Raw genomic sequence first — 17,060 nt, forward strand, 5'->3', positions numbered from 1 at the left:
ATTCCTCTCTTATCTTCCAAAACGAAAAATCGTTTTGCAGGAATTAGCACCTTAGCTTATACGTCATAAGCTCGGTTGCCGGGCATCATCGGGCCAGTCCCTCCGCCACTCTTGATAAGAGTATGTGTATGTAGTTTTGAATATGGTACTAATAGTAAATCGTACAAAAAGAATTGTCAATAATATTTTCAGAATATATTTTATTTTAAGGTAATCGAAACGTTTCCCTTTTTATGTCCTTTTTCTACATATATATGAGCTTCAGCAATTTCTTCTAATCGGTAAGTTATATCAATAACAGGTTTTAGCTTTTCTGTTTCAGCTAGTTGTTTTAGCAGGTTCATATCTTCTTTACTGACCTTTGCCATCATTCCGTTCACAGATACATATTTTCCATTAGGCATTAATGCATCTGTACAAAGAGACTTTTTATATTTTCCAACTGCATCAAATATAATATCGTAGTGCTCGCCCTGCTTAGTAAAATCTTCTTTCATATAATCAATTACGTTGTCTGCCCCTAATGTTGTTACTAAATCGAAATTCGAACTACTACAAATGGCTGTGACAGTCGCCCCGAAGTATTTAGCAAGTTGTATGGCAGCTGTCCCTACTGACCCAGAGGCGCCGTATATAAGTACTCGTTGCCCTTTTTTTATCTGTCCTTTTCTAAGGAAGTGTAATGCTGAAGTTCCGCCAAAAGGAATAACGGCAGCTTCTTCATATGTCACATTGGTAGGTTTTAATGCTATTAATCCACTTTCATGCACGCATGTGTATTCCGCATAACCACCAAGGTTTAGTTCTGTTAATGCAAAAACTTGATCTCCCTTTTTAAATTGTGTTACATCTGTTCCAATGTCTTCGATTTCACCGGATAACTCTACGCCAAGTATAGGTTTTCTCGGTTTTCTGAAACCTAATATGATCCGCATAGGAATCCAAAATAAGGGGGGGCTATTAAAGCCACGTATTCTACAATCTCCAGTCGATACACTTGTTGCGTGAATTTTAACTAATACTTCATTTTTTTTAGGTTTAGGCTTTTCTACATTTTGAAGCTGGAGAACATTAGGTGGTCCGTACTTTGTACAAATAATCGCTTTCATAATGACCTCCTGAAATGAGTTGTTATTATTTACAACATATTTAAAGTTTTTCTCAAACATGTTGCTATATAGAAAATAAATTTAAAGATAAATATTACGAATTATATAGATTTCATAGGAAAAGAGATGATATTATTTTTGGGAAGGAGGGGACGTTATGAAAAAACTTATTTTAATTTCAAGTTTAGTACTTGCAGTCGGTCTAGGAGTAGGGTGTAGTAATGAGAAAACAAAAAAGACTGACGAACCGAAAAAAGAAGCTGTGCAGAAGGAAAAGGAATTAACAGCGAAGGATGTTTTTAATAAAGCGAATGAAGCTTTTAAAAACGAAGAAAATGTAACGATGACATATGATGTGGGAATAAAGGCTGAAGGAACAGAGATGAATGTAATAAAGGCTAAAATGCAACTAGAGCCGAAGAAAAAAAATTCTCGTTCTGAAATGAATGTTTCTGGTACAGAGGTTGTTGTTTATGATGTGGGTGGCAAAATTGCTGGTCAGTTAAAAAATCCTAATACGGGTGAAATTATGTCTGTACCAGAGGAACAATTGAATGCTAACGGAATGAACGCGACTCAAGGAATGGTAGATAATTTAGAGATTCCATCGGAAATTTTAAATAAAGTGAAGATGGAGAAAAGTGGAGATAATTATAAGCTGAAGTTTGCATTAAAAGGGCAAGAGACAGAGAGTATGCTAGCTAGTATGGATGAAAAGCAGAAACAAATGCTACAAGGCCAAAATGCAAAGATAGAAGAAATAGATGGGGAATATATTATTACAAAAGAATTTAAATATGAATCAGCAAAGATAGATATGGTTATGAGTAGCAATGGTGAGGATAAAGCGCACATTATTACGGATGCAAAGTTTACATCGTATGATAAATTTGATCCAATACAATTGCCAGCAGCAAATTAATCACTGTCAAGAGAGGTACCTGAAAGAACGGGTATCTCTTTTTGTTGCTAATAAGGAGAGTGTCCTTTGAAAAAAAGAAAGATAGCAGTGGTCATTGTCGCATATACGGTTTTGCTTGCAACGTCTGTACATACGTATAAAAAACAAATTGATCATCCTATTATGAGTGATGTAGGTAAATTGCTTCCGACAAAAATAAAACGTGTTGAAAGTGCTACGGAAGAGCACTCGTTAATAAAATTAGTGCGAGATGCAAAAGTTTCAGGAGAGAAAATTTCCATTGCAGGCATGCAACATAGCCAAGGAGGACAGACATATTATCCGAATGGCACGATGCTCGATATGAAAGGATATAATAAAATATTAGAATTTGATCCAGAGAAGAAGCGGATTACAGTGCAAAGTGGTTTCACCTGGAATGATATTCAGAAGAAAATAAATCCTTATGGCCTTGCGGTACAGGTCATGCAGTCTCAAAATATTTTTACTGTTGGCGGTTCATTAAGTGTAAATGTACACGGGCGTGATATTCGTCATGAGGCACTGATTGATACAGTAGATTCATTTAGATTGTTAATGGCAGATGGCACGGTACGTAATGTAAGTAGAGAAGAAAATGCAGAGTTATTTCCATATGTCATTGGGGGTTACGGTTTATTTGGAGTTATTTTAGATGTGACGCTGAAGTTAACAGATGATGAATTATATGAAATGCACACGAGAATGATAGATTATAAAGAATACGTATCTTATTTCAAAGAGAAAGTGAAAAGAGATGAGAATGTTCGTATGCACTTAGCGCGTATTTCTGTTGCTCCAAATTCATTTTTAAAAGAGATGTATGTGACAGATTATACTTTGGCACAAAATCAAAATATGAGAGAAGAGTACAGTGAATTAAAGGAAGAAAATATTATAGCTGTACCGAAATTTTTACTTGGGTTATCACGTTATAGTGATTGGGGAAAGAATACATTTTGGGATATACAAAGAGGTTATTTTGAACGTACAGATGGAAAGTATGAGACGCGTAATAATGTTATGAGATCAGATAGTGCTTTTATGGAATATGAAAATCCAAATAGGACCGAAGTGTTACAAGAATACTTTGTGCCTATAGATGCTTTCACAGAGTATATAGATGATCTACGTAACGTATTAAATGAAGAAGAGTTTAATTTACTCAACATTACGATTCGTTACGTGGAAAAGAATGAAAATGCAGTTTTGTCCTATGCGAAAGATGATATGTTTGCGCTGGTTCTTTTGATTAACCAGGGACGCTCAGAGAGTGAGATAAAGAAAACAGAGGATGTCATTCGCAAGATGATTGATGTTACTTTAAAGCATAACGGTAGTTACTATTTGCCGTATTATTCTTATCCAACGAAAGAGCAGTTAAAGAGGGCATATCCTCGTATTGAAGAATTTCTCAAGAAAAAGAAGGAAGTAGATTCAGAAGAGAGATTTGTGAATTTATTTTATAGGGAGTATACGAAATGACATATAGAAGATTTGTGGCCTCGCAAAGTATCATCATGATGGCAGGAAGTATGGTATTTCCTTTTTATATATTATTGCTTCGAAACGTTGGAAATAGCTTCTCGCAATTTGGCTGGGCGTATGGCTTATTTGCTTTAACATCAGCACTTGTATATCCACTAGTGGGGAAGGTATCTGATCAAGTAGGTGATAAAAAATTATTAATCATATACGCTTGGTCCATGGCAATCTTAATGCTTTGCTTTCCAATTGCCACGGAAGTTTGGCATGTGTATATTCTTCAAATTGTAATGGGCGTTTTAGGTGCTGTGCAGCGTAATACTGAGAAGACTTCGTTAGCACGAAAGGTTGCGCAGGAAAAGGCTGGTTATGAGATTGGAAAATACCATGTGTGGACATCCATTGGCGGAGCAGTAGCGGTTATTGCCACGGGATATTTAGTAGATTTCTTTACGATTGGTACAATTTTTTATATTGCATCTATTCTATATGTAGTGAGCGGGATTGTATTAAGTAGTAAAAAAATATAACTATTCCTATTTTCACCTTAATACCCTTTATTTGTTATACTAAAAGGGAATACAAAAGAAAAGGGGACAGTGCCTTTGATGAAATTTGTAGTTTTAGCTATTCTTACTTTGTTTTTGATTCCATGGACAAGAAGTAGTAGTAAGCTTCGAGCAGTGGATAAGAAGGGAGATAAGAAGATTGTAAAGGGTAAGAAATCATCTATTTTAGTTATTCCTGTTTTATTTTGGATAGGTATTGCAATCTATGAATACTTTTGGCTAATTGATGATCGAGTAGATTCGATTCTTACTCATTATTCTGTTGCAGTAGCAATTTTAATTGGGCTTGTTTTATTTTCACAAGATCAAATAGGGAAATTAGAAGGTACATTAAAAGGACTTCTAATGTTTATTTTACTCGCAGGTTACGGCTACTTTGGTTATTTGCACGATATAGTAATCTCGCAAAAGAAATATGATTCTGTTGTTAAGGTAGAGAAAGATATTTCAGAGCCATTTACTGAAAATGACCAGCCGTTTACAGTGCCGCCAAAGACAGCGGAGAATAAGATGAAAAAAGTATTTGGTGATATTCCAAAAGTAGCTTATTTTGAGCTAGGAGAATTAACGCCACAAATGGTAAACGGCGAGGCTTTATATGTAGCGCCGATTGAAGTTTCAGGATTTTTTAAAGCGCGTAAAGCTGAGACAATTCCAGGGTACGTAACGATGTCAGGTACGAATCCTGATGCGGAAGCGAAACTGCACCTCGGTTATAAAATGAAATATGTGCCAAGCATGTTTTTTGGTAATAATTTAGAGCGTGTGGTAAGGCAAGCAGAACCAAATTTAATCTTTAAAGGAAAACCTAAATTTGAGGTTGATGATAAAGGAAAACCATATTATACAATGACGTATGGTGAATTTATTTCAGGAAGATCTGGATTTGAGGTAGAAGGTGTTGTCGTAGTAGATGCACAAACAGGTGAAGTGAAAAGATATGATAAAGGAAAGGCACCTAAATTTGTTGATGGTGTATTAAATCATGAGACTGCATCTACGTTAAATACGTACTTTGGTAAATATATTCACGGATTTTGGAATACGAAATTCTCACAAACAGATATGAAAATTCCGACTGAGTGGGGAACGAAAGAAGGCGTGACCCCGATTTTTGGTAAAGATGGAACACTGTATTATTTTACAGACTTTACTTCTCCAAAAGAAGGAGTAGATTCAGCTCTAGGCTATTCATTAGTAGATGCACGCACAGGCAAGCTATATTACTATAATGGAAAAGAAGTAAAGGGGATTATGGATGGTTCAGCAGCTACAGAAGTAGTAGATAATTCCTTTAAGAGAGAGAAATGGCATGGGACAATGCCTGTCATTTATAACGTATACGGTAAACCAGCTTGGATTATTCCGGTTGTTGATGACGGAGGCCTAGTACGTGCGCATACAGTTGTATATGCTGCTAATGCAAAAATATTTGCAACAGGTTCTTCGCAGAAAGAAGCGCTTGAGAATTATAAAAACGTAATGAGCGGTAATGGTGATACATTTAGACCAACCTCAACAGGAAAAGAAGCGCAAAAAGAAGGTATTGTACAACGTGTATATAAAGAAAAATCAGGTGAAAATACAATCGTGTACGTACTTTTAGAGAATGAACAAAAGGTATTTATGATACCAGTGAAGAAATTCCCATATGCTATGTTTACAGAAGTAGGAGACCCAATTCAAATTACATATTTAGATACGGGAGAGACGATGGCCTCAGTATCTAAATTTACGAATAGCAATGTGAAAAAGTAAAGCGATAGAATTTCTATCGCTTTTTTTACATTATGAAAGAGGAAAATCCAATGTACTTGACGTATGTTTATGATGTAACTATAATTGTTACGATTCGGTGTGTATAGGAAAGGGTGAATTGAAAAAGTGAATGAAGTTAATCACGAAATATATAAACCTGTAAAGGCAAACAGGTTATGGATGATTCTTGTATTAGGAACACTTACGGCGATTGGGCCATTATCTATTGATATGTATTTGCCTTCTTTACCGAAATTAACAGATGACCTACAAACAGGTGCATCCCTAGCGCAGTTAACATTAACAGCTTGTTTACTTGGGCTTTCAGTAGGGCAATTATTTGTCGGTTCAATTAGTGATATTTACGGAAGGCGCAAACCTCTTATTATTGCTCTTATTATTTATGTTGCTTCTTCTTTACTTTGTGCTATTGCACCATCTATTTGGAGTTTAGTGTTATTGCGCTTCTTGCAAGGAGCTTCAGGATCGGCTGGGATTGTGATATCACGTGCAATGGTACGTGACATGTATTCAGGTTCTGAAATGACGAAGTTTTTCTCACTGCTTATGTTAGTAAACGGAGCAGCACCTATTTTGGCACCGATTATTGGGGGACAATTGTTACAATTTACAACATGGCGCGGTGTCTTCATCGTTCTTGGAGCAATTAGTGTATTCATGTTAATATCAGCTACTTTCGTATTACGTGAAACATTACCTCCTGAAGAGAGAGAAACGGGTGGATTGTCAGGAACATTGGCGACGTACGGAAAACTGTTAAAGGATCGTCTGTTTATGGGATATGCATTGTCACAAGGGCTAGTAACGGCGGCAATGTTTGCGTACATTTCAGGCTCACCATTTGTGTTACAGAACATATACGGAGCGTCACCACAGCAATTTAGTTTATTCTTTGCAATCAACGGTATCGGTATTATCATTGCTAGTCAGGTAACGGGTCGTTTAGCAGGGAAAGTGAATGAGAAGACATTATTTGTTGCTGGTATTATTATCGCAGCTGTTGGTGGCCTATCTTTATTACTGACAATCGTGCTCGGAATAGGTTTAATTGGTGTTTTATGCTCATTATTCCTTGTTGTATCAAGTGTCGGGGTTGTCTCAACGACTGGGTTCTCGTTAGCGATGAGAAATCAGAAACAAGCCGCAGGAACAGCATCGGCCTTATTAGGATTATTACAGTTCATCTCAGGAGCACTTGTTGCACCGTTAGTAGGTATTGGTGGAAGTAACACCGCATTACCGATGGGTGTTGTAATCGCTCTTTGTGAAATTGGTGCTGTGTTATGTTATCTATTTATGGCCAGAAGAAGTGAGAAGCAGTTTGAACTGCAACAAAGACAAAATTTAGAGGCTTAATTTATAAAAAGAGCTGATTCAAACGTGTGTTGAATCAGCTCTTTTTTCATTTCTTTGAAATAACTTATACAGTGTTGTAAGGTGATGCAAAAGTTATTTGCATAAAGTGACGATACTGTGACAAAAATGTTGGTGTGTATATTAAGATATCGTCTTAAGTGTAAAAAGTAGGATGTTCTCGGTATAATAACAAGTGGAGATAAAAGAAACTATAATGAGTAATAGTTGTAGATAAAAGGAGAAGAAGAGATGAAGAAGGTTTTGGGTATTGCCGTAATGGGAGGAATGCTCCTTCTAGCAGGATGTAATGGAAATAAAGATACGAAAGAACCGAAAGAAAAGGTAGAGCAATCTACAGAACAAACAGAAGAGATGAAAGAATACCGTGCAGTACATGAAAAATACGATTTGAAAATGAATAAAGAAATTAATAAAGCACTGCAGTTATTTGAAGTAGCAAAAGAAAAGGGCGGTAAGGAAATAACGACTGCTACATATAAAGAAGATGTGCAAAAGGTAACAACGAGCATGTTAGAAGATATCGATAATATACGTAAAGAAATTCGTGTTCCAAAGTCGAAAGAGCAAGAACATGAGGTATACGCTGGTTTCTTGAATGAATCGGAACAAGCGATGAAAAAATTACAGAAGTTAGCTAAAGAAGAAGACTCATCATTGATTCGTGATATAGAAATTAATTTTGCAACAGCATCGACATACTATAAACGTTTTCAAGCAGAAACGAAAAAATAACCTTGCCTGTGCAAGGTTATTTTATTTCTCTTTTGTATTCTTTTTTCGTTCCATCAGAGAAGACAACTTCTAAATCGAATTTTTGATAGTCTTTATCAAGTTTGAACACGTTCACTACTTGATCGATTACTTCTTGGTCAGGAGTGTCTTTATCAAATTTTAATTCTTGTAGAAGTGGGCTTAATTTTGTAATAGCCTCGTCACCTGTAAACTTTGCATTTGTTTTATGATCTTCAAGCTTTGCTTCCATTTTCTTATCAGCCGCTACATTTTTATAATCAGCTTCGTAGTCTTTCTTCGTATCTTCATAGTCTGCATCTAAACTAAATTCATTAAAGTTTAATTTTAAATCTGCAGGAGCCTCATTTTTTGCTTCTTCAGTCGTCTTTTTATTAGAAGTTGTGTCTTCTTTTGCAGGAGCTTTACATCCTGTTAATGCAGGTACTAGCATAAGAGCTAATAAAACTGATAGTAGAATTCTCATTATAAATTCCTCCTTATGTAAATTCGTTCTATACAAGTTTTTCCCAAAAACATGTAATTATGTATGTGTTGAAAATAAATTATTATTCTGCAGTCACAAGGGCTAATCCGCAATTTAAATCAAAAACGATTTGTATGTATATGGTAAATTGAAGTTGTGAGGGAGGGACTAAAATGCATGAAGAATATAAAGAGATAATAAAAAAATCAATTGGATATATAGAGAATCACTTACATGAGGAGCTTACAACAGAAAGAGTGGCATCTCACAGTGCAGTATCGATGTACCATTTTCATCGCATCTTTCAAAGATATGTTGGGATGAGTGTAACGGATTATATTCGAAAGAGAAGGTTAACTCATGCTGCACAAGTTTTAGTGTCAACGGAGAGAGCTGTTATTGATATTGCAGTGCAATACGGTTTTTCCTCACAAGAGGCATTTACGAGAGCTTTTAAAAGAATGTTTCAATTGCCACCAAAGAAATATCGAAAGTACTTCCAGTCATTTTATATAGAAAGAGAGGGTGTTTCAATGCAAAAAGGTATACCAAAAGGATGGGTATTAAGTGGAAGTCATCCTGCTGAATATGAGATGGGGTTAGATTATGAAGTTGTCCATCAAGGAAAAGTATCTGCATACATAAAGGCAAAAGAGAATGTTACGCATGGAGGATTTTCAACATTAATGCAAATCTTCCGAGCCGATAAATATGTAGGTAAAAGATTACGTTTTACAGCATTTGTTAAGAGTGAGAACGTAAGAGATTGGGCAGGGTTGTGGATGCGAGTAGACGGAACCGATACGGAACCGCTCGCTATGGATAATATGCAAAATCGCCCAATTAAAAATACAAATAACTGGCAATCGTACTCGGTTGTATTAGATATAAAAGAAGGAGCGCTTGGTATTGCATTTGGCGTTTTATTATCAGGAGAAGGCTGTGTGTGGCTAGATAGTATTCGATTTGATGAAGTGGATGAAAAAATTCCTTCAACAGATTTGGCTGAAAACTTTTATGAAACACTACTAGAAGAACCGGTAAATCTGCAATTTGAAGAGATAGAAAAGTAAGGAGAAAATGTATGTTCAAATATGTAAAACTAATAAGTATTAGTTTAGTAATATCGTCTTGTATTATGGGAATTAACTATTTCATTAGCTATCTGTGGTCAGGGCATATACCTTCTTTGACGTGGAGAACATATTTAATGTTTGTGTTTATATTTATGATGAGTTTTGGTTCAATGCAAAAAGAAGGAAAAGAGGATTATTGAAAATAGTCTTCTTCGCATTTCTTTCATTAACACAAATGTTTCTAACTGTGTTTGGAAACGCAGGTATGATTTTTAATATTATCTCGCTATCACTACAACTTGTAAGTTCGGGTGTAATTGTACCGCATGAAATGCTTTCTAAAACATATCAAACAATGGGTGAAGTATTTCCCGCAACATATGCAGCAAATGGCTATTATACAATAATATTTGGGGGAGTTAGTCTAGAGAAAAATATTATTTCATTATTAGTCATTATATTAGTTACGCAATTGGTAGCGGTAATTACTGTATCTATAAAAGGAATAGTAAAGAGAAGAAGTCATGTAGTTAAAGAAGTATAAAATAAAAAGGTATCCTGTGATTGGATACCTTTTTATTTTATTATTTTGTAACTTCTGTCCACTTGTAGTTAAATTCACCGCCGAAGTCAGTTGTTACAAGCCCTTTAATGAAAGAGCGTTGTAGGTAAGAACGACCTTGTTGGTATAAAGGAGCGACAGCACCGTCTTGTAATAGAATTTTTTCAGCTTGCTTCATTGCTTCAAAGCGTGCTTTTTCATCGCCAGCTAAATCTGTTTTCACTTTATGAATTAGCTCATCGTACTCTTTGTTAGAGTATTTATCGAAGTTATAAGCACTATCTGTTGTAAATAAATCTAAGAATGTAATTGGATCAGCGAAGTCAGGGCCCCACCCGTCAATACCAATTTCATAGTCACCACTTAATAGTAGTTTCAACTGTTGTTTGCGTGGTTGCGGTTTTAAATTCACTGTTAATCCATCTAAGTTTTTTTCTAATTCACCTTTTAAATATTCACCAGTCTTTTTAGCTAAAGCATTATCACTTGTTAATAGTTCGATTGTTACTTTGTCAGTACCAAGTTCTTGTTTTGCTTTTTTCCAATTTTCTTTCGCTGTTTTCACATCATCCTTGACTAGATTTCCATTTTCTTTACGGAAGTCATTGCCTTCTGGGCTCTTTGCAAATTTCGCAGGAACCATTCCTTCAGCTGGAACAGCGCCGTTATTTAAGATTGTTTCTACGTAAGCTTTTTTATTCATTGCGCCGTTAATAGCAAGGCGTGCATGTTGATTTTTTAATGTTTCATTTTTCTGATTTAGTCGTAAAAATTGAATGCCGACTTCAGCGCGTTCCTTGAAGTTTGGATCGCTTTTATATTTATCAACAAACTCTGCAGTTAAAGCAACACGATCAATTTGTCCTGAATCATATAAGTTCACTTCTGTAGACTTATCTTTAACGACATTGAAGTTGATTTCTTCTAATTTTACAGTTTTAGCATCCCAATAGTTAGGGTTTTTCTTCAATTGGAAGCTTTGTTCATGTTTCCAGTTCTCTAATGTGAAAGCACCGTTGTAAATTAAATGATTTGTTTCTAAACCATATTTATCGCCTTGAGACTTTAAGTACTCTTCATTAATTGGTAAGAATGTTGAGAATGTCGTTAAGCTTAAGAAGTAGGGAACAGGACGGTCTAGTTGTACTTCTAACGTTTTGTCATCAACAGCTTTGACCCCTAGTTGATCAATTGGCAATTGTTTTTGGTTTATTTGTTTCGCATTCTTTATATCGAAGAATAAGAATGCGTATTCAGCTGCTGTATTAGGATTTACAGCACGTTGCCAAGCGAAGGCAAAGTCCTTTGCTGTAACAGGAGTACCGTTTGACCATTTTGAATCACGCAGATGGAATGTATATTTTGTTTTATCGGGACTAATGTCAACCGACTCAGCGACGCCAGGAACCGTTTTATTATCTTCTCCCATTGCATATAACCCTTCAAAAACATTGCGCATTACGTTCATGGATTCCCCATCCGTTGCTTTTGCAACATCCATTGTTGGAATTTCTGAAGCGAATGATAAGTTAATTGCCTGTTTATCAGGTGCTTTATCGTTTGCTTTCGCTCCGCTTGCATTATCTTTATTTCCCCCGCAAGCAGTTAGTAATAGACTTGCCCCTAAAACAGATGCAACAACAGGTACAACTTTTTTCTTCATTGTTCGTTCCTCCCTAAATGTGTTGTTCGTAACGTCATAATGTCCGTGTCTTGAAGTGGCTATAGAAGGAGATAAAACCTATTATAAATATTTGTTTATAGGTAATCATGTGTTCTATATGTATATACATGTTGAACTATAATCTATCGTTATGTGTTTCAACGTAGTAGACATTATATTTTGATGGTGAAATATTTTGTTTCTTTGATTATTTAGAATATTAGCACTGGAAAGAACTATATGTCAATAGTAAAAATAGATTGTTAATTTCTTAGAATAATATATTAAAAAAGCAGATTCTCATGTGTGAGAGAACCTATTTTTAATATATTTTGCTAAAAAAACAATTGGTGTGGGCTAATAATAAGTGGGGATGAAGAACCCCCCACTTATTAAAGTTTCACTTTATTTTTCAATTTTTGCCCACTTGAAGTTTAATTGACCTGCAAAGTCTACTTGCACAATTCCTTTCACATAAGAACGTTCTAAATAAGATTCGCCTTTTTGGTAAAGAGGAGCGATAACAGAGTCTTTAAATAATATTTTCTCGGATGCTAGTAATGCTTCCCAGCGAGCTTTTTCATCACCAGCTAAAGTTGTTTTCACTTTTGCTATTGTTTCATCGAATTCCTTATTAGAGTAATGATCTAAGTTATAAGGGTTATTCGTTGTAAATAGCTCAAGGAATGTAATTGGATCCGCAAAGTCAGGGCTCCAGCCATCAATTCCGATTTCGTAGTCACCTTTTAATAAAAGCGAAACTTGTTGCTTACGCGGTTGCGGTTTTATATTTACTGTTAATCCATCTAGATTCTTTTCTAGTTGTCCTTTTAAGAATTCACCAGTTTTCTTATCAAGGTCAGCATCACTCGTTAATAATTCTAATGTTATCTTTTCCGAACCAAGCTCTTGTTTAGCTTTTTTCCATAACTCTTGTGCAGATTTTGTATCAACTTTTGTTAAATCGCCGTTTGCAGTACGGAAGTCTTTTCCTTCAGGTCCTTTTGCAAAGTTTTTTGGAACGAGACCAAATGTTGGTGTAGATCCATCATTTAATAACGTATTTACAAAGGATTTTCTATCAATTGTTTGATCAATTGCTTGGCGTGCAGAAACGTTTTGAAGCACTTTGTTTTGTTGATTCATACGTAAAAATTGTACGCCTACGTTTGGACGTTCTTTAAAGTTAGCATCCTTTTTATATTTATCGACGAAGTCAGATGTTAGTTTTATACGATCTAATTGTTTTGACTCGAATAAATTTACTTCTGTTGATTTTTCTTTTACGACGTTAAAATTGATTTCTTCTAGTTTGACAGTATCTTTATCCCAATAGGTAGGGTTTTTCTTGAATTTAAAGCTTTGTTCGTGCTTCCAATCGCTTAGTGTAAAAGCTCCGTTGTACAAGATTGTATTATCTTCTAAAGCGTACTTATCACCTTGTGCTTTAAAGAATTCCTCGTTAATTGGTAGAAATGTTGGGAACGCTGTTAAGCTAATAAAATACGGAACAGGACGCTCCAATTCTACCTCAAACGTATGGTCATCAACTGCTTTTACACCAAGTTGGTCGGCTGGAAGTTCTTTGTTGTTAATTTTTGTTGCGTTTTTAATATCAAAGAATAGAAATGCATATTCAGAGGCTGTTGCTGGATCTACGGCTCTTTGCCAAGCGAACACAAAATCTTTAGCTGTAACAGGAGTGCCGTTTGACCATTTTGAATCTCGCAAATGGAATGTGTATTTCGTTTTATCGCCACTTACTTCATGAGATTTTGCAACACCAGGAACAGGTTTGTTACCTTCACCAAGATTATACAAACCTTCAAATACGTTTCTCATTACTTGACCAGAATCAGTATCTGTAGCACGAGCCGTATCCATTGTTCGTATTTCAGTAGGTGAAGATAAGTTTAAAACCTGTTTACTAGGTGCCTCGTCTTTTGCATTTGCTCCGCTTGCTTCGTTTTTATAACTACCGCAACCAGTTAATAAAATACTTACTCCTACAACTGATGCAATACCGGGTACAAACTTCTTTTTCATTTGATTTTCCTCCTAAATAATTAAGTTTGGATGATGATGAGGGAAATGAAAAATAAAAAATCCCTCTTTTCATATTGAGAAAGAGGGATTTTTACGTACAAGTTATGCACCCGTATATAAACGAAGTCCCTCATTCTATCTTTCAAGCATAAAGCTTGCAGGAAGTGGCACAGTATTCAAAATGAACCTGTTGCCGAGGTTTCAAAGGGCCAGTCCCTCCACCTCTCTTGATACAATGAGTAAACGAATGAATTTTATTAATTTTTGTGTTTCTTTGATAATTCAAAATCTTACACCTTGAATAATGAAGTGTCAACTGAATGGAATATAGTTTAAATTTTCAGTTTTCTTAAATAAAAAGACCACTGCATATGGCAGTGGTTTTTCTACTAGAAGTTAAAGTTATCTGGATCTGGACCAACGCGACGATCTTCATTTAAAGCTTGAATTGCTTTCATATCATCAGCACTTAATTCAAAGTCGAAGATGTTTGCATTTTCAATAATGCGATGTTCTTTAATTGATTTAGGAATTGTTACAACTTTGTTTTGTAAATCCCAGCGTAAAATAATTTGCGCAGTTGATTTATTATATTTTGTCGCAATTTCTTGTAACGTTGGATTATCTAGTAGTTGTCCTTGCATTAATGGTGACCAAGCTTCAAGCTGGATATTATGTTCTTTACAGAATGTATTTAACTCTTCTTGTGCTAAACGTGGGTGGTATTCCACTTGGTTGACCATTGGCTTAATTTCAGCAATTTCAAATACGTCTTGTAAGTGGTGAATGTGGAAATTACTCACACCGATAGCGCGAACACGACCATCTTTATAAAGTTTTTCTAATGCTTTCCATGATTCAGTATATTTCCCTTTTACAGGCCAATGTACTAAATATAAATCTAAATATTCTAGACCTAATTTCTCTAATGTAGTTTCAAATGCTTGAAGTGTTGTTTCATATCCTTGATCGCTATTCCATACTTTTGAGGTAATAAATAATTCTTCACGTGAAACACCGGATTCACGAATCGCTTGTCCAACGCCTTCTTCATTTTGATAGATTGCTGCAGTATCGATGCTGCGGTAGCCATTTTTAATTGCTGCTTTTACAGAATCAATTACTTCTGAACCATCTTCTACTTTAAAAACACCTAAACCAAACCAAGGCATTTTTACACCGTTATGTAATGTTGTATAGTCTTTTAAACTTGTTAAAATCATATTATTTCCCCCTAGCTTTTTTGTTTGTTGCTTCTACTGCTTTTTGAATTGCCTCTGAAAAATTATACTCGTATAAAGTTTTGAGACCCTCAGCTGTGGAACCACCTGGCGTTGTTACTTGTTCGCGGAGGTTAGCTGGATTTTGCGTTTGTTCGAGCATAGAAGCAGAGCCAGAAATCATTTGAATGACAAGATGTTTTGCGGTTTCTTCATCGACTCCATAACTTTTTGTTGCTTCAATTAAGCTTTCAGCAAAGTAATAAAGGAAGGCTGGTGCACTTCCAGTAACTGCAGTAAGCTGATGAACTTCTTCCTCAGTACAAAGTTGCGAAGTACCAATACCTTTTAAAAGTAGTTGCAGGGTTTCTTGATGTATCTCGTTTACTGATTGTCCCATTGTATATAAGGAGATAGACTTTCCAATTTCAGCAGCTGTATTAGGCATAATCCAAGCAACAGGCGTGCCTTTTGGGAGTCTAGCTTCTAAATAAGATGGTCCAATGCCAGCTGCTACTGTTACGACTAGTTGATTTGATAGTAACGGAGATAGCTCAGCTAATAACTCTTCATGAGCAGAAGGTGGCATTGCTAAAACAACCGTATCAACAGATGTAACATGCTGCTTCCAATCTGTTGTAGTAGACACATCATATCGCCCTTGTAATTGCTTTAGCTTTTCTACGTTGCTTCGGTTAGAAACGATAATTTCTTCGATGTATTCTTTGCTTGTTTTAAGTAATCCGGAAAATATAGCTTCTGCCATACGACCAGCACCAATAAATAAAATTCGATGTTTAGTTAGCATATCCTTTATTCCTTTCTAGTAGAGATATGTTATAAAAACGATATCATCTTTAAGAGAATTTTGTAAAAAGAAAAGACTTACCGTAGATGGAATGGATAATGAGAAGGCGGAAATTCATGGTAAAGGAAGGAGCTATTCCTTATATTGGTTTATACATCATGCTAATATTAACTGTTATTAATCTCTTTATATGTGTAGCTGGTTTGCTAGAGTGGAAGAGCAATTATAAGGGACAAGAACATAAAAATAACTATATCTAGAAAATAATTAGAATTGAAAAACCCCTGAAGCATATATGCTTCAGGGGTTTACTAATAGAATATAAGATTATGCTTTTGTCATACCAAGTAATACAGCGCCGCCGATAATTAAAACACTACCTAGTGCAATAAAGATCAATTGACGTTTTGTTTTCTTTTCACCTAAGAATACAATCGCACCGAATGTTGAGATAACGATTCCAGTTTGAGATAATGGGAAGCTTGTTGCTACTCCAACACGTGGTAATGAAAGAAGTAAGAATAAGTTTCCAGTTCCCCATAGTAAACCAGACAAAGCATTACGGATTGCATATTTGTTAAATGGTTTATGTTTAGACGTCAGTACAACCGCACCAACAAACATACCAACTGCTTGTGGTAAGATAGCAGACCAACCATCAATATTATACCAACGAATAATTATTACATATACAAGATAGCCGAAAGTAGAAACAATTAAAGTAAGAAGTCCTTTTTTCAATTGTCCAGGTGGCTGAGCATTTTCTTTATCATCTAATGATGTGAATACAACACCAACTACGATTAATAGGATTGCAATCGTTCCCAGAATGATTGTTGTCGTAGTAGTCCACTCACGGAAAGCGATAACCCCAAAGATAGAAGTTGCAACAAGTTGCATACCAGTAGAAATCGTTACAGTAGTTGAAACACCTAGTTTTTCAACTGTTTTTAATTGGTTTACTTGTCCTAAAGCCCAGAATAAACCTGAGATAAAACCAACAATTAAGATTGTCATTGTTAAAGCTGGTTGAGTAAATACATACATAATTGTTGCGAAGAATAGAGCACCGATTGTCATACCTACCGTTTGGCTATATGCACCACCGCCCATTTTTACGCTTACTAATAAGATGTTTCCCCATGCAATTGCAGGAAGAAGCGCTAATAAAATGTCCATTACAAGACTCCCTTCGGTTTGCTATACCAAT

Annotated in this window: 17 protein-coding genes and 2 riboswitches; of the genes, 10 read left to right on the forward strand and 7 right to left on the reverse strand. The window is 35.6% G+C overall.

Annotated elements, in window-relative coordinates:
- Positions 1–6: 6 nt before the first annotated feature.
- A riboswitch (SAM riboswitch) is annotated at positions 7–121 on the reverse strand.
- A gap of 79 nt (positions 122–200) precedes the next feature.
- Entirely contained in the window at positions 201–1,109 is a 909-nt protein-coding gene (locus tag BAQ53_RS00865; RefSeq protein WP_208906424.1) for an NAD(P)-dependent alcohol dehydrogenase, read from the reverse strand.
- A gap of 157 nt (positions 1,110–1,266) precedes the next feature.
- On the opposite strand from BAQ53_RS00865, the gene BAQ53_RS00870 reads away from it, so the two are divergent.
- The 6 genes from BAQ53_RS00870 (at position 1,267) to BAQ53_RS00895 (ending at position 7,991) form a co-directional block, all read left to right on the forward strand.
- Positions 1,267–2,031: a DUF6612 family protein gene (locus BAQ53_RS00870; protein ID WP_208906425.1), complete on the forward strand. Its 765-nt coding sequence runs from the start codon at positions 1,267–1,269 to the stop codon at positions 2,029–2,031.
- A 66-nt stretch (positions 2,032–2,097) separates the two neighbouring features.
- Complete coding sequence (locus BAQ53_RS00875) at positions 2,098–3,534, forward strand: FAD-binding oxidoreductase (protein ID WP_000746285.1); 1,437 nt, start codon at positions 2,098–2,100, stop codon at positions 3,532–3,534.
- On the forward strand, positions 3,531–4,064 hold the full coding sequence (locus BAQ53_RS00880; RefSeq protein WP_000222367.1) for an MFS transporter: 534 nt from the start codon (positions 3,531–3,533) through the stop codon (positions 4,062–4,064). Before BAQ53_RS00875 ends, BAQ53_RS00880 begins: the two co-directional genes overlap by 4 nt.
- 78 nt (positions 4,065–4,142) lie before the next feature.
- A complete protein-coding gene (locus tag BAQ53_RS00885; protein ID WP_000674037.1) occupies positions 4,143–5,861 on the forward strand; it encodes a DUF3981 domain-containing protein in 1,719 nt (572 codons plus the stop codon).
- A gap of 117 nt (positions 5,862–5,978) precedes the next feature.
- A complete protein-coding gene (locus BAQ53_RS00890) occupies positions 5,979–7,238 on the forward strand; it encodes a multidrug effflux MFS transporter (RefSeq protein WP_239460885.1) in 1,260 nt (419 codons plus the stop codon).
- Between the two features lie 249 nt (positions 7,239–7,487).
- Complete coding sequence (locus BAQ53_RS00895; protein ID WP_000756515.1) at positions 7,488–7,991, forward strand: hypothetical protein; 504 nt, start codon at positions 7,488–7,490, stop codon at positions 7,989–7,991.
- A gap of 16 nt (positions 7,992–8,007) precedes the next feature.
- Here the strand turns inward: BAQ53_RS00895 and BAQ53_RS00900 are convergent, their stop codons facing one another.
- Complete coding sequence (locus BAQ53_RS00900; RefSeq protein ID WP_001221554.1) at positions 8,008–8,475, reverse strand: YusW family protein; 468 nt, start codon at positions 8,473–8,475, stop codon at positions 8,008–8,010.
- A 173-nt stretch (positions 8,476–8,648) separates the two neighbouring features.
- On the opposite strand from BAQ53_RS00900, the gene BAQ53_RS00905 reads away from it, so the two are divergent.
- From BAQ53_RS00905 to BAQ53_RS00915, 3 genes are read left to right on the forward strand one after another with little or no spacing between them, the layout of a single operon-like run.
- Positions 8,649–9,548 (forward strand): helix-turn-helix transcriptional regulator, encoded by a 900-nt coding sequence (locus BAQ53_RS00905; RefSeq protein WP_208906426.1) that lies wholly within the window; start codon positions 8,649–8,651, stop codon positions 9,546–9,548.
- 11 nt (positions 9,549–9,559) lie between these two features.
- Positions 9,560–9,751 carry a hypothetical protein gene (locus BAQ53_RS00910; RefSeq protein ID WP_000477649.1) on the forward strand — a complete coding sequence of 64 codons (192 nt, stop codon included), beginning with the start codon at positions 9,560–9,562 and terminating at the stop codon, positions 9,749–9,751.
- Entirely contained in the window at positions 9,748–10,095 is a 348-nt protein-coding gene (locus tag BAQ53_RS00915) for an ABC-2 transporter permease (RefSeq protein WP_000706214.1), read from the forward strand. Before BAQ53_RS00910 ends, BAQ53_RS00915 begins: the two co-directional genes overlap by 4 nt.
- A 40-nt stretch (positions 10,096–10,135) precedes the next feature.
- Here the strand turns inward: BAQ53_RS00915 and BAQ53_RS00920 are convergent, their stop codons facing one another.
- The 4 genes from BAQ53_RS00920 to proC form a co-directional block, all read right to left on the reverse strand.
- Entirely contained in the window at positions 10,136–11,776 is a 1,641-nt protein-coding gene (locus BAQ53_RS00920) for a peptide ABC transporter substrate-binding protein (protein ID WP_208906427.1), read from the reverse strand.
- Between the two features lie 405 nt (positions 11,777–12,181).
- Entirely contained in the window at positions 12,182–13,822 is a 1,641-nt protein-coding gene (locus tag BAQ53_RS00925; protein ID WP_000726474.1) for a peptide ABC transporter substrate-binding protein, read from the reverse strand.
- A 132-nt stretch (positions 13,823–13,954) separates the two neighbouring features.
- Positions 13,955–14,059, reverse strand: a riboswitch (SAM riboswitch).
- 152 nt (positions 14,060–14,211) lie between these two features.
- Complete coding sequence (locus tag BAQ53_RS00930; protein WP_208906428.1) at positions 14,212–15,045, reverse strand: aldo/keto reductase; 834 nt, start codon at positions 15,043–15,045, stop codon at positions 14,212–14,214.
- A 1-nt stretch (position 15,046) separates the two neighbouring features.
- Positions 15,047–15,850, reverse strand: a complete 804-nt coding sequence (gene proC / locus BAQ53_RS00935; RefSeq protein ID WP_000956275.1) for a pyrroline-5-carboxylate reductase — start codon at positions 15,848–15,850, stop codon at positions 15,047–15,049.
- A 116-nt stretch (positions 15,851–15,966) separates the two neighbouring features.
- On the opposite strand from proC, the gene BAQ53_RS00940 reads away from it, so the two are divergent.
- On the forward strand, positions 15,967–16,110 hold the full coding sequence (locus BAQ53_RS00940) for a hypothetical protein (RefSeq protein WP_000237841.1): 144 nt from the start codon (positions 15,967–15,969) through the stop codon (positions 16,108–16,110).
- 67 nt (positions 16,111–16,177) lie between these two features.
- On the opposite strand, the gene BAQ53_RS00945 is transcribed toward BAQ53_RS00940, so the two are convergent.
- Positions 16,178–17,029 carry a GRP family sugar transporter gene (locus BAQ53_RS00945; protein WP_000353544.1) on the reverse strand — a complete coding sequence of 284 codons (852 nt, stop codon included), beginning with the start codon at positions 17,027–17,029 and terminating at the stop codon, positions 16,178–16,180.
- Positions 17,030–17,060: the final 31 nt, after the last annotated feature.

Origin of the sequence: Bacillus sp. B25(2016b), assembly GCF_001679765.1 — a bacterium.
GTDB lineage: Bacteria > Bacillota > Bacilli > Bacillales > Bacillaceae_G > Bacillus_A > Bacillus_A thuringiensis_K.

Bases quoted from the DNA above. Each gene is read 5' to 3' on its own strand.
- BAQ53_RS00930 (WP_208906428.1), bottom strand. From the start codon at position 15,045: ATGATTTTAACAAGTTTAAAAGACTATACAACATTACATAACGGTGTA.
- BAQ53_RS00870 (WP_208906425.1), top strand. From the start codon at position 1,267: ATGAAAAAACTTATTTTAATTTCAAGTTTAGTACTTGCAGTCGGTCTA.
- BAQ53_RS00880 (WP_000222367.1), top strand. From the start codon at position 3,531: ATGACATATAGAAGATTTGTGGCCTCGCAAAGTATCATCATGATGGCA.
- BAQ53_RS00885 (WP_000674037.1), top strand. From the start codon at position 4,143: ATGAAATTTGTAGTTTTAGCTATTCTTACTTTGTTTTTGATTCCATGG.
- BAQ53_RS00905 (WP_208906426.1), top strand. From the start codon at position 8,649: ATGCATGAAGAATATAAAGAGATAATAAAAAAATCAATTGGATATATA.
- BAQ53_RS00910 (WP_000477649.1), top strand. From the start codon at position 9,560: ATGTTCAAATATGTAAAACTAATAAGTATTAGTTTAGTAATATCGTCT.
- BAQ53_RS00925 (WP_000726474.1), bottom strand. From the start codon at position 13,822: ATGAAAAAGAAGTTTGTACCCGGTATTGCATCAGTTGTAGGAGTAAGT.
- BAQ53_RS00945 (WP_000353544.1), bottom strand. From the start codon at position 17,029: ATGGACATTTTATTAGCGCTTCTTCCTGCAATTGCATGGGGAAACATC.
- proC (WP_000956275.1), bottom strand. From the start codon at position 15,850: ATGCTAACTAAACATCGAATTTTATTTATTGGTGCTGGTCGTATGGCA.
- BAQ53_RS00920 (WP_208906427.1), bottom strand. From the start codon at position 11,776: ATGAAGAAAAAAGTTGTACCTGTTGTTGCATCTGTTTTAGGGGCAAGT.
- BAQ53_RS00865 (WP_208906424.1), bottom strand. From the start codon at position 1,109: ATGAAAGCGATTATTTGTACAAAGTACGGACCACCTAATGTTCTCCAG.
- BAQ53_RS00900 (WP_001221554.1), bottom strand. From the start codon at position 8,475: ATGAGAATTCTACTATCAGTTTTATTAGCTCTTATGCTAGTACCTGCA.
- BAQ53_RS00940 (WP_000237841.1), top strand. From the start codon at position 15,967: ATGGTAAAGGAAGGAGCTATTCCTTATATTGGTTTATACATCATGCTA.
- BAQ53_RS00895 (WP_000756515.1), top strand. From the start codon at position 7,488: ATGAAGAAGGTTTTGGGTATTGCCGTAATGGGAGGAATGCTCCTTCTA.